The 12,723-nt window shown below is 61.4% G+C and carries 11 protein-coding genes; 8 read left to right on the forward strand and 3 right to left on the reverse strand.

The window, feature by feature from the left end; translation table 11 throughout:
- Positions 1-17 precede the first annotated feature (17 nt).
- The 3 genes from repB to OSJ75_RS11925 form a co-directional block, all read right to left on the reverse strand.
- Positions 18-1,019 carry a plasmid partitioning protein RepB gene (repB, locus tag OSJ75_RS11915; RefSeq protein WP_267228205.1) on the reverse strand — a complete coding sequence of 334 codons (1,002 nt, stop codon included), beginning with the start codon at positions 1,017-1,019 and terminating at the stop codon, positions 18-20.
- Positions 1,016-2,227 carry a plasmid partitioning protein RepA gene (repA, locus tag OSJ75_RS11920; protein ID WP_256473302.1) on the reverse strand — a complete coding sequence of 404 codons (1,212 nt, stop codon included), beginning with the start codon at positions 2,225-2,227 and terminating at the stop codon, positions 1,016-1,018. Before repA ends, repB begins: the two co-directional genes overlap by 4 nt.
- A gap of 1,302 nt (positions 2,228-3,529) precedes the next feature.
- The gene (locus OSJ75_RS11925) at positions 3,530-4,249 is read right to left on the reverse strand and encodes a transcriptional regulator NanR (RefSeq protein WP_250017821.1); all 720 of its coding nucleotides are present in this window, start codon (positions 4,247-4,249) and stop codon (positions 3,530-3,532) included.
- A gap of 165 nt (positions 4,250-4,414) precedes the next feature.
- Here OSJ75_RS11925 and oiaX point away from each other — a divergent pair, with 165 nt between their 5' ends.
- From oiaX to OSJ75_RS11965, 8 genes are all read left to right on the forward strand, one after another.
- Positions 4,415-5,674 (forward strand): 3-oxo-isoapionate-4-phosphate decarboxylase OiaX, encoded by a 1,260-nt coding sequence (gene oiaX / locus OSJ75_RS11930; protein ID WP_267228207.1) that lies wholly within the window; start codon positions 4,415-4,417, stop codon positions 5,672-5,674.
- Positions 5,674-7,002 carry a four-carbon acid sugar kinase family protein gene (locus OSJ75_RS11935; protein ID WP_267228278.1) on the forward strand — a complete coding sequence of 443 codons (1,329 nt, stop codon included), beginning with the start codon at positions 5,674-5,676 and terminating at the stop codon, positions 7,000-7,002. The genes oiaX and OSJ75_RS11935 overlap by 1 nt, the downstream gene beginning before the upstream one ends.
- A 55-nt stretch (positions 7,003-7,057) precedes the next feature.
- Positions 7,058-7,504, forward strand: a complete 447-nt coding sequence (locus OSJ75_RS11940) for an RpiB/LacA/LacB family sugar-phosphate isomerase (protein WP_267228208.1) — start codon at positions 7,058-7,060, stop codon at positions 7,502-7,504.
- A gap of 57 nt (positions 7,505-7,561) precedes the next feature.
- A complete protein-coding gene (locus OSJ75_RS11945) occupies positions 7,562-8,389 on the forward strand; it encodes a phosphogluconate dehydrogenase C-terminal domain-containing protein (protein ID WP_250017219.1) in 828 nt (275 codons plus the stop codon).
- 75 nt (positions 8,390-8,464) lie between these two features.
- Entirely contained in the window at positions 8,465-9,406 is a 942-nt protein-coding gene (locus OSJ75_RS11950; RefSeq protein ID WP_267228209.1) for a D-ribose ABC transporter substrate-binding protein, read from the forward strand.
- A 64-nt stretch (positions 9,407-9,470) separates the two neighbouring features.
- Entirely contained in the window at positions 9,471-10,115 is a 645-nt protein-coding gene (locus OSJ75_RS11955; RefSeq protein WP_267228210.1) for a DUF2291 family protein, read from the forward strand.
- A 1-nt stretch (position 10,116) separates the two neighbouring features.
- Positions 10,117-11,661 carry a sugar ABC transporter ATP-binding protein gene (locus tag OSJ75_RS11960; protein ID WP_267228211.1) on the forward strand — a complete coding sequence of 515 codons (1,545 nt, stop codon included), beginning with the start codon at positions 10,117-10,119 and terminating at the stop codon, positions 11,659-11,661.
- Complete coding sequence (locus OSJ75_RS11965; protein WP_250017223.1) at positions 11,658-12,719, forward strand: ABC transporter permease; 1,062 nt, start codon at positions 11,658-11,660, stop codon at positions 12,717-12,719. Before OSJ75_RS11960 ends, OSJ75_RS11965 begins: the two co-directional genes overlap by 4 nt.
- Positions 12,720-12,723 lie beyond the last annotated feature (4 nt).

Here is a 12,723-nt window from a genome sequence, read left to right on the forward strand (position 1 = left end):
CTTTTTCTTTTGCTGCGTTACTCCTTGGTATTCTGGGCCTGCCATTCAGCGTAGATTTCATCCAGCTTGCCTGACAGAAATGTCCCGAAGCCGACCGTGGCTGCGGTTGCCTTGAGGGAAAGCGAATAGGCTTTCCCGGTGTTCTTGATCCTGGCCGTCAGCTTGCCGTCGCGCGTATGCCACTGGGTGACTTCGCTACTGCCCTTTGGCTGCTGTGCAAGCTTGGCCAGCATGAATGCGAAGCGATCATCCGATGCCAACGCCATGAACTGCTCGGAAGCGGCAGCTTTTCGCAGCCGGTCGAGATGCTGTTCTTCGGCGATCTTTTCGGAAAGCTCCATCCATTTGCGCCTGCCGATCGAAGGCGCCGGTCCAATCGCGCGCACAAGATCAGCGGGGATCGCCCGCGCCACCGATAGAAGCTTGGATAGCTCCGTCTTGTCGGTGTTGAGCGCCTGCATGATCACGTCGCGACCAAAGCCTTTCGCCTCGAGGCTGAGCGCGAACAAAGCGCGCTCGATATAGGACAGGTCCTTGCGCGCCGTATTCTCGATACCCTGCGCGACGACTAGCTGTGCATCGGTGAGGGGCCGGACGACCGCGCGCACTTTCCGCCCCAGCAGCCGAACGGCGATGAGGCGGCGGTGACCATAGGCCACCTGGTAGCGGCCATTGAGCTCCGGGTGCTGGCGCACGAGGATCGGAACCTCCTGCCCGTTCTCGGCGATCGATTGCACCAGCGGGTCGTCTTCCGTAACGGCTTCATCCAGCCTGTCGCGTACGAACGATATCTCGATCAGCTCCGGATCGAGTTCGACGACCGTATCGCCCGATTGAAGTGCTGCCTGCAGGTCGCGCGCTTCCTGGTCCAGCCGGTCGAGCGCCAGCCCCATCGTGCGAACGGGCCCGGCAAGAACGCGGCTGCGATCATTGGCCTCTTCGGCATCGAGCGAGTTGGCCGCGGCCAACTCTCGGCTTGTATCGGCAAAAATGCCGGTCAATTTATCGCGTCTGCTCATACCCTGCCCCACGCAATCTTCATGCTTTCGAGGATCTCGCCATTCACCGCATCCAGCGATTCGATCGCGCGGTCATAGGTCGTGCGCCGAACCTGGCCGCGTTCGATCTCGTAGAGTGTCTGTTTGGTCAGGCCGGCATCGGCGATTGCCGTCGATTTAACGACGGTTGCGGCCAGGACTTCTTCGCGGAACAAACTTCGCAGCAGGGCCACGATCTGCCCCTGCGGCCCATCGAAAGGCTCGTGCCTTGTTATGACATAGCGAATGAAATCATGGTTCAGGTCGCCGCCGGCCTTCCTTACGACCGATAGAAGATCGGACGTCATCAGCAGGAACTGGCTCATCGATGCGACGTCCACCATTTGCGGATGAATGGTGATCAGCAGCGAAGTCGCTGCGCACACCGCGCCGAGTGTCAGATAGCCGAGTTGCGGCGGGCAATCGATGATGACGACATCATAGTCCGCCTCGACTTCGGCAATGGCCGAGCCGACGCGCTTGAAGAAAATCTCGCCCTGGGCCGTCTTTCGCTCGATGAGGGCGCGAGGCGTCTCATGCTCGAACTCCATCAGCTCCAGATTGCCCGGCACCAGGTCGAGCCCGGTAAAATAGGTCTTGCGGATGATGTCGCGCAGCGGGCGGCGTTTGTCATCGTAGCGAATGGCGCCGTAAAGCGTGTCGCCTTCCGCCAGGTCGAATTCAGGCTGTACACCAAGCATCGAGGTCAGCGAGGCCTGCGGGTCGAGATCGACGGCAAGCACGCGGTAGCCCTGCAACACCAGATATTGCGCCAGATAGATCGAGGTCGTCGTTTTCGCCGAGCCGCCTTTGAAGTTGGCGACGGCGATGGTCTGCAGCTTCTCGCCATGCTTGCGCCATGGCAGATAGGTGAGGGCGTCCTTGGGCTTGATCGCCGCCATGTGCTGGCGCAATTCGTGGATCTGGCCGAGCGTGTAGGAACGCCGCCCGGTTTGGGAAATGTCGGGCGCAGGTCCCTTGCCGTCGAGCGATAGCTGGCGAAGATAACCATCCGATACGCCGACGAGCTGCGCCGCCTCCCCGGAGCTGAATGTCTTCAGCGCTTTCTCGGATGAAGGCGGGAACAGGCGCTCCCGCAGCAGCTGCAATTGCTTTGACAATTGCTTCGCATGATGGGAGATTTTGGCATCGGAAGTAATGCCGACAGCCGATACGTTTTTATTCTGCAACACCGATGTTTTCCTCTCGATGCGCTTTTTAAGCGACATAATCAAAAAAACCGTATTGAAACTGCCATGATTCGGGGCTTATGACAAATAACGCCCGACAGACAAGGGTTTCGCCGAAAAGTTGGCCGCGGCCAACTGGGTCAGGTGAGCTCAATCCCCCTCATGGCGAGCCGCTTGCGATGAACCTGTCGGGCCACGAATCATGCTGGGGCCACTTCATTCTATGCAACACACGGCCCTCCGTGGGGGATAAATGGAAACTTATCCCACCACTTTGAAACCGGGTTATTGTGATTCGGTCCTTTCCAGTGGGGGAGCAGCTTCCGGAGCTGTTTCGACAAGCTGGGAAAGGGTGACGTTGCCGGATGGTCGGAAGTGACAACCCCGATTGGCCAGCAAACTGCAGATGGAAACGGAGGTAGCGCTCATGTTTCCGGGTTGTTGCGTCTGACAAGCGTGACAATAGCAGGCAAAGACGTCGCGGGCGGTCTTCGGACCTCGACCCTGATACCACTACGACGCGCTGAAGACCGCCCGTCTCCCCCCATTTTCAATGACCAGACGCGATTTTCGCGGGCGTGGTGCGGATTTTCCGTATTTAACAGGTGCTGCACAAACGTTGCTGCGTGCTTCGACAGGCTCAGCATGAGGGGTTTGGTTTATTTGCAAGGCGGTAGTTTTGCGAGGTTTTCAAACCTTGGCTCCCTCCACTTCCGCCATCAATAATTTTTTCCCTCGTGCCGAGACTGTCGAAGCATGCGGTACATTATTGCCATCTCTTGTTGCAGGGGCTGCACAAATGTTGCTACGTGGTTCGGCAGGATCACCCATGTGGGCTCAGCAGGAGGGGAGGGGTCCAGGGTAGCGGTTCTGGGGGGTAAGCGGGGGGCTGGTTGGAAATAGTGCACCAGCGCCCGTCAACCACGCCATTGCGCCAATCCAACTCAATGAAGCAAACCTTCGTTTAGCTTCAAGATGGCGGGATGGAGCGCAGGTGTGGGTGGTTGTACGAAGGCAGGCGATGAGACATCGGTCGGACCTCCTTATAACCCTGACAGCTCAGATATTCAATCGCCGACTGGGCACCGCAATCGGCACCGCAATGTGTGCCGTAACGGCCGGGCCGGGCGCTTTGATCCCCTCGCCCGATCAGGCTGACGCTCGCCTTGAAAGAAATAGGGCGCTCGACCCGTGAGGGGAGCGCCCTATCGAACCCGGACGACCGCGCGCGCAGATCGCTCTGCCGCTGCACTATCGTCTTGTACGGGTGGAAGCCACAGATGGGAGCCGCCGGTTACACTTTCAAGAGGCGCTTTCGCTATTGCCGTAAAGCGCCCGCGAGCGTTCCAGGTGCTTGAGGATGGCAGCCTCGGCGCCATCCGCATCGCCGGCCTGCAGGCGCTCGACGATTTCCTCATGTTCGACCAGCGTGAATTTCTCCTTGCCGGTCCAGATCAGCATGTGCACGTGAAACTGCTTCAGCCATGCCAACATGGCCTCGCTGACGGCGACAAAGATGGGATTGCCGGAAATCTCCGCAATGCGGGTGTGGAATTCCATGTCGGCCGAGATGAACTCCTCGGCGTTGCCGAGCGAACGGCGTTGCAGATCGATGATCTGGCGAAGGTCGGCGATATCCTGTTCCGTCGCGCGCTCGGCCGCTTCCCTTGCCATGCCACGCTCGAAGAAGATGCGCGCGCCTTTCAGGTACTCCAACGAATCGGCGGACTGCATCAGCATGATCTTCGCGGTCAGATCGACCTGCCGCAGGATCGACTGCGCGGTCAGTCGCAGCACTTTCGCCCGTTCGCCATGGGTGATGCTGACGAGCCCCTTGCCGGCCAGCGCCTGCATCGCCTCGCGGATCGCCGGGCGGCCAACGCCGAAGCGTTCCATCAGCACCCGCTCCGACGGCATTTCGTCGCCGGGCTTCAGTTCGCCGGAAGTGATCAGCCGTTCCAGCCGATCGAAGACTTCATCGGACAATTTTCGGCGGACGATCTGCTCGACGACTGAGGACATGGTTTCTCGCTGACTCATGGAAATCCTTCCTTAGCACCAACGGCGGCTTGCACAAAGTGCATCGATCTCGGCAGGCCGGCCAGATTTCTGTTGCACAGTTGGAATACTCATTATACCAGTGCGACAGACGACACCATGGCTAATTTGCCGTCGCGGGAGGAGTAGTTGACCACGATCACCCTGACCTACCGGATCGAGACGCCGGGAAGCATCGAGGCGATGGCCGCCAAGATTGCCAGCGATCAATCGACGGGAACCTTTGTGCCGGTGCCGGGCGAAACCGAGGCGCTGAAAGACCGGGTGGCGGCGAGGGTGATTGCAATCCGTCCCCTCGACGATCGTGAGTTGCCGACCTGGCCGGAGGCGCCCGCGGCGGGGGGCGCATTCCACCGGGCGGATGTCGATATCGCCTTTCCGATCGAAGCGATCGGAACCGACCTCGCGGCCCTGATGACCATCGCCATAGGTGGTGTCTTCTCGATCAAGGGCATGACGGGCATCCGCATCGTCGGCATGAAACTGCCTGAGATCTTTGGCGAAGTTCATCCGGGCCCGCAATTCGGCATTGATGGAAGCCGCAGGCTGACCGGGGTCGAAGGCCGTCCGATCATCGGCACGATCGTCAAGCCTGCGCTCGGGCTGCGCCCGCATGAAACCGCCGAGCTGGTCGGAAGCCTGATCGAATCCGGCGTCGATTTCATCAAGGACGACGAGAAACTGATGAGCCCCGCCTATTCTCCGTTCGAGGATCGGGTGGCGGCAATCATGCCGCGCATCCTCGATCATGAGCAGAAGACCGGCAAGAAAGTCATGTATGCGTTCGGCATTTCGCATGCCGATCCTGACGAGATGATGCGCAATCATGACATCGTGCTCAAGGCCGGCGGCAATTGCGCCGTCGTCAACATCAATTCGATCGGCTTCGGCGGGATGAGCTTCCTGCGCAAGCGCTCGGGCCTCGTCCTGCATGCCCACCGCAATGGCTGGGATATCCTGACCCGCGATCCCGGTGCCGGTCTCGATTTCAGCGTCTACCAGCAGTTCTGGCGGCTGCTTGGCGTCGACCAGTTCCAGATCAACGGCATCGGCGTGAAATATTGGGAGCCGGACGAGAGCTTCGTCCGCTCCTTTGAGGCGATCAGCACGCCACTGTTCAAGGCCGCGGATCGTCCCTTGCCCGTCGCCGGATCGGGCCAGTGGGGCGGGCAGGCGCCGGAAACCTATGAGCGCACGGGGCGGACGGTCGACCTGCTCTATCTCTGCGGCGGCGGTATCGTCAGCCATCCCGGCGGCCCGGCTGCCGGCGTGCGCGCGGTCCAGCAGGCATGGCAGGCCGCGGTCAAGGGCATAGCGCTCGAAGACTATGCCAGGGACCATCCGGAGCTTGCCGCATCGATCAAGAAGTTCGGCAAGGCGCAAGCATGATGGCCGAAACGCTGCTCAGCTATTATGGCGATGATTTCACCGGTTCGACCGACGTCATGGAGGCGCTCACATCCAATGGCGTTGCGACGGTGCTTTTCCTCGGCATCCCGTCGCCGGCAATGCGCCAACGGTTCCGCGATTGCCGTGCGATCGGCATTGCCGGCACCAGCCGCAGCGAAACGCCGGAATGGATGCAGCAGCAATTGACGCCGGTCTTCGAATGGCTCAAGGGCCTCGGCGCTGCGATCTGTCACTACAAGGTGTGCTCGACCTTCGATTCGAGCCCCAAGGTCGGAAGCATCGGCACGGCCATCGAGATCGGCAAGTCCGTCTTCGAACAGGCTTGCGTGCCGGTCATTGTCGGCGCGCCGCAACTCGGGCGCTATACCAGCTTCGGCAATCTCTTCGCCACCTATCAGGGCAAAATGTTCCGCATCGACCGGCATCCGGTCATGAGCAGGCATCCTGTCACGCCGATGGACGAGGCCGATCTGACCGTCCATCTTGCCCGCCAGACCGGCCTGTCCATCGCGCTTGCAGACATCGCGACCCTGTCGTCGCCGGACGCGGCGTCCAGGATCGACGCGATGGCATCCGATGCCGGAATTCTGTTTTTCGACGTGGATTCGCCGCAGACGCAGGCGGCGGCCGGGGATCATTTGTGGCGACTGGCGCGCAAGGGCAGCCGTTTCACCGCCGGGTCGTCCGGCGTCGAATATGCCTTGCTGAACACCTGGCGGCAGCAGGGCGTCATAGGCGAAAAGCAGCATTTCGCTTCGCCCGGAAAGGTGGAGCGGCTCGCCGTGGTTTCGGGCAGCGTTTCACCCACCACCGCGCGCCAGATCAGCGCCGCCACCGCGGACGGCTTCGACAGTGTCAGCCTTGATCCGGTGGAGCTCGTTTCCGGCGGCGAGGAAGCCGTGGCCGGGGCCGTCGATGACGGCATCCGTATCTTGAAGTCTGGCCGCAGCGTCATCCTCAATACGGCGCTCGGACCCTCTGCCGATCGCGGTGCGGAGATCGACCGCATTCCCGGCGCGCGGCACAGGCTCGGCCGTTCGCTGGGCATGATCCTGCGCCAATTGGTGGAGCGGGAGAAGCTGCCGCGCGCGGTCATCGCCGGCGGCGACACATCGAGCCACGCGCTGCGGGAGCTTCGCGTCGAGGCATTGACGACACTGCTTCCGCTGCCGCAGACGCCGGGCTCGCCGCTCTGCCTGGCGCATGGCAGGCATGGGCCGACCGATGGCCTGCAGATCGCGCTCAAGGGCGGGCAGATCGGCACCGATGGCTATTTCGCGCAGATCAGGGACGGGCAGGGGGGCTGAACCGGCGCCCGCAAGTTCGTTACGGAACAGGAACATTCAAGGAAGGAATACCAGCATGAAGATTGCAATCGGAGCCGACAGCGCGGGCAAGCCGCTGCTGGATGTGATCGCCGCCCATCTCGGCGGCAAGACCGAACTGGTGGTGACGGATATGAGCCAGCCGGGTTTCTACGCCGATCTCTCGCGCGACCTTGCACAAACCATTATCGATGGCGAGCATGAGCGCGGCATCCTCATCTGCGGCACCGGCATCGGCGTGAGCATCTCGGCCAACAAGGTGCCGGGCATCCGCGCCGCGCTGACGCACGATACCTATTCGGCCGAACGCGCCGCCAAATCCAACAATGCCCAGATCATCACCATGGGCGCCCGGGTCATCGGGCCCGAACTGGCAAAGGCCATCGTCGATACCTGGCTGGCCTCGGAATTCGATCCGAACGGTCCGTCCGTATCCAATGTCGCGGCGATCGACCGGCTGGACGGCACCGGCGATGCTGTATAGTGATTGACTCATCATACCAGTTGCTATACGAGCTTGTTTGAAAAGGTGAGGAAAAACATGACATCGGTTGCTTTGTTCGGTGCTGGCGGGAAAATGGGATACCGGCTCGCCAAGAATTTGAAGGGCTCGCGGTTCGACGTTCGCCATGTGGAAGTCAGCGATGCCGGCAAGGCGCGGCTCAAGAACGATCTCGGCCTTGATTGCATTGCGGCGGACGAAGCCCTCGCGGGCGCGGAAGTCGTGATCCTCGCCGTTCCGGATACGGCAATCGGCAAGGTCGCCGCGGGCATCGTCGACAAGGTGAAGCCCGGCACGATGATCGTTGCGCTGGATGCGGCCGCTCCCTTTGCCGGCCACCTGCCTGAACGCAGCGACCTGACCTATTTCGTCACCCATCCCTGCCATCCGCCGATCTTCAACGATGAGACGGACATGCAGGCCAAGAAGGACCATTTCGGCGGCCTTTTCGCCAAGCAGCACATTGTTTCCGCGCTGATGCAGGGGCCGGAGGAGGCCTATGCGCTCGGCGAGGAGATCGCCAAGGTCATCTGGGCGCCGGTCATGCGTTCGCATCGCGTCACCGTCGAGCAGATGGCCATGCTCGAGCCCGGCCTTTCCGAAACCGTCTGCGCTTCGTTGCTGGTCGTCATGCGGCAGGCGATGGACGAATGTGTCGCGCGCGGCGTGCCGGAGGAAGCGGCCCGCGATTTCCTGCTCGGACACATGAACGTCCTTGGCGCGGTCATCTTCAAGGAAGTCGATGGCGTCTTTTCGGATGCCTGCAACAAGGCGATCGAATTCGGCATTCCGGCGCTGATGCGCGACGACTGGAAGAACGTGTTTCAGCCAAACGAGATCGCGGAGAGCATCCGGCGCATCACATGACATCGCAATTGGTGAGGACATAGAAACCTCACCCGCTCTGCCTGGGAAATAGAGCCATTCAACGGGAGGAAAACCATGAATATGACACGCAGACTGACACTGGCGGCTTTCGCGGCAGCCTTGGCGATGGGCGTATCCGCGCCCGCATTCGCCGCCGATCTCATTGCCATCATCACGCCGTCGCATGACAATCCGTTCTTCAAGGCGGAAGCTGTCGGTGCCGAGGCGCGCGCCAAGGAACTCGGCTACGAGACCCTGATCCTCGTGCACGATGATGACGCCAACAAGCAGTCGCAATTGATCGACACGGCCATCGGCCGCGGCGCCAAGGCGATCATCCTCGACAATGCCGGTTCGGAAGCGTCGATCGCCGCCGTCAAGAAGGCAAAGGATGCCGGCGTTCCCTCGTTTCTCATCGACCGCGAGATCAACGCCACCGGCATCGCCGTTTCGCAGATCGTTTCGAACAATTACCAGGGCGCGCAGCTCGGCGCTGAAGAGTTCGTTCGCCTGATGGGCGAGAAGGGCAATTATGTCGAGCTGCTCGGCCGCGAAGCCGATCTCAATGCCGGCATCCGCTCGAAGGGCTATCATGACGTGATCGACGAATATCCGGACATGAAGATGGTCGCGCAGCAATCGGCCAATTGGAGTCAGACCGAGGGTTACTCCAAGATGGAGACCATCCTTCAGGCCAATCCGGACATCCAGGGCGTCATCGCCGGCAATGACACGATGGCCATGGGCGCGATTGCCGCGCTGCAGGCAGCGGGACGCAAGGACGTCATCGTCGTCGGTTTCGACGGCTCCAACGATGTGCGCGACTCCATCAAGTCGGGCGGGATAAAGGCGACTGTCCTGCAGCCCGCCTATGCCCAGGCACAGCGGGCGGTGGACCAGGCCAGCGAATATATCAAGACCGGCAAGGCCCCGGCGGAAGAGAAGCAGCTGATGGATTGCGTGCTGATCACCAGCGAAAACGCATCGCAGCTCGAAACCTTCGCCCTGAAGGACTAAGCGTCCCTGACATGGCAGTGGCGGAACAGTCCCCACTGCCATGCGCATTGCATGGAGGCGTCTCATGCCCATGAACCGGACAGGCCTGTTGATGGCGGCGACCCTTGCCGCCGCATTGGCGGGCTGCAAGATCATAAAGACACCGACCCCGGAAGAAGCCGCGGCGACGGCAAGCGGCGGCTTTGATCCTGCGCGTCAGGTGGCGGAACTCTGGGACGCCAAGGCCGTGCCTTTCCTGAACCAGCGCGCCGGAAATTTCACCGAGGTCGCCGCTCTCGCCGGCAGCGATCCGGATGCCGCAGGGGCAAAATATGGTCACAAGGAGGAGCAGGGCAGCGCTCCCTGGACCTTCGCGGCCAAGGTCGCCGGTACGATCGTCAAGGCCGAGACCAGATCCCGCGCTTCCTATCTCGATACCGATGTCGATGGCGACGGCAAGGCCGATGTGCGTATCCAGATCGGGCCCGTCATTCGCGGCACCGCGCTGCGCGACAGCCTCGACTTCGTGAATTTCAATGCGTTCAAGAACCAGATCCAATGGGCCGAATTCGGCAAGGCCTTCAACAGCCATGTCAACTCGGCGACGCTGGAAAAACTGCCGCGCGACAAGCTCGAGGGCAAGAAGGTCGAGGCGGTAGGGGCGTATCCGCTGCCCGCCAAGGGCCAGCTGCCGCTGCTGACGCCCGCCACCATTTCGGTCGGAGACTGAGATGGCCGGGATGGATGAAGGCGATGTCGTTCTGAGGCTGGAGGACGTGACGAAGGTCTATTCCGGCATCGTCGCGGTCAAGCATGCCAATCTCGCGCTCAGGCGTGGCGCGGTGAATGTCCTCGTCGGCGAAAATGGCGCCGGCAAATCGACGCTGATGCGGATGATTGCAGGCGTGGAACGGCCTTCGCTCGGCCGCATCCTGCTCGAGGGGCAGGAAGTGGAGTTCAATTCGCCCGCCGATGCGCAGAAACATGGCATCGGCATGGTGTTCCAGGAGCTCAACCTGTTCGGCAATCTTTCGGTCGCCGAGAATATCTTCGCCACCCGCGAAATCGTCCGCGGCATCCGCGGCATCGATCACCGGGCGCAGGTCGAGAAGGCCAATGCGTTCCTGGCCAAGCTCGACGCCGGTATCGACGCGGAAAGCATGGTCGACGACCTGCCGATCGGCCAGCAGCAACTGGTCGAGATCGCCAAGGCCATTTCCCTCGACACGCGTATCCTCATTCTCGACGAGCCCACTTCGGCGCTTTCGGCGGCGGAAGTCGATATCCTGTTCAAGGTGATCGGCGAGCTCAAGGCGCAGGGCGTCGCCATCGTCTATATTTCCCACCGGCTCGAGGAGTTGATGCGCATCGGTGACTACATCACCGTCCTGCGCGATGGCCAGATCACCGGCCACGCCATGGTTCGCGACATCGATACCCGCTGGATCGTGCGGTCGATGATCGGGTCGGACGCCAAGGATTTCGCCAAGTCGATCTCGCACAAGCTCGGGGGCGAAGTGTTTCGCGCCGAGGATATCTGCCTGCCGCGCAAGACCGGCGGACTTGCCGTCGATCATCTCTCCATATCCGTCCGGGCGGGCGAGGTGCTCGGCATTTACGGGCTGATGGGAGCCGGGCGCAGCGAGTTCTTCGAATGCGTCATGGGCCGGCATGTCAATTCCACCGGCAGGATCTACATCGACGGCGAGGAAATCGGCTCACGCGATACCTCCACCCGCATCAAGCGCGGCCTTGCGCTGATCCCGGAGGATCGCCAGCGCGAAGGGCTCGTGCAGGTCCTGTCGATCGCCGCCAACCTGACGCTGGCGAGCCTCGAGCGGTTTACCCGTTTCGGCTTTCATATCCGCGACGAGAGGGAGCAGGGCGCCATCGCGCAGGCGATCCGCGACCTGGCGATCAAGGCGCCCAATCCGGATTTCGACATTACCTCCATGTCCGGCGGCAACCAGCAGAAGGTCGTCATCGGCAAGGCGCTGATGACCAACCCGAAAGTGCTGCTGATGGACGAGCCGAGCCGCGGCATCGACATCGGCGCCAAGGCCGACGTGTTCCGGACGATGCGCCGGCTTGCCGGCGAGGGCCTTGCGATCCTGTTCTCCACCTCTGACCTCGAGGAAGTCATGGCGCTCTCCGACCGCATCGCGGTGATGAGCAATGGCAAGGTGACACGGATCATCGACCGCGAGGAAGCAAGCGAAGAAATTATCGTCAAGGCCGCCTCTGTCGGCCATAGATCAAGGGAAACTGCGTCATGACCACGGCAACCACGACCAAGGGCCTCGCAGGCGGCAATGGTTCGATGCTGCTGACGCTGATGAAGCTCCGCACCTTCATAGCACTCTTTGCCGTCATCGCCTTCTTCGCGATATTCGCGCCCAATTTCCTGTCCGCCGCCAACCTGATCCTGATGTCCAAGCACGTCGCGCTCAATGCCTTCCTGGCCATGGGCATGACCTTCGTCATCATCACCGGCGGCATCGATCTTTCGGTCGGCTCCATCGTCGGCCTTTGCGGCATGGTGGCCGGCGGCCTCATCCTCAACGGCATCGATCTGCAATTCGGCTATACGATCTATTTCAACGTGTTCGAAGTGTGCCTGATCACCCTCTTCGTCGGCGTCCTCATCGGCGCGATAAACGGCCTGCTGATCACCAAGCTGAACGTCGCGCCCTTCATAGCGACGCTTGGAACGCTCTATGTCGCCCGCGGCTTCGCGCTGCTTTCGTCCGATGGCCAGACCTTCCCCAACCTCGTGGGCAAGCCCGAGCTTTCCACCACGGGCTTCGGCTTCCTCGGCTCCGGCAGGCTGCTCGGGCTTCCGGTCTCGATCTGGATTCTCGTCGTCGTCGCGCTGGCCGCCGCCTATGTCGCGCGCTATACGCCGATCGGCCGCCAGATATTCGCCGTCGGCGGCAATGAGCGCGCCGCGCGCATGTCGGGCATCCGCGTCGACCGGGTGAAAATGTTCGTCTACATGTTTTCCGGCCTCTGCGCCGCCATTGTCGGCGTCGTCATCTCATCGGAACTGATGGCGTCGCATCCGGCGACCGGCAATTCCTTCGAACTCAACGCCATTGCGGCGGCGGTGCTCGGGGGAACGTCGATGTCGGGCGGACGCGGCACGATCGGCGGGACCATTATCGGCGCCTTCGTCATCGGCATCCTGTCGGACGGGCTGGTGATGATGGGCGTTTCCTCCTTCTGGCAGATGGTCATCAAGGGTATCGTCATCATCGTCGCGGTGGTGGTGGACCAGGCGCAGCGCAGGCTGCAGCAGCAGGTTGCCCTGAAGCAGCTGGCGGCCAGGGAGTAATAAC

Source organism: Phyllobacterium sp. 0TCS1.6A (genome assembly GCF_026420825.1).
Taxonomy (GTDB): domain Bacteria; phylum Pseudomonadota; class Alphaproteobacteria; order Rhizobiales; family Rhizobiaceae; genus Phyllobacterium.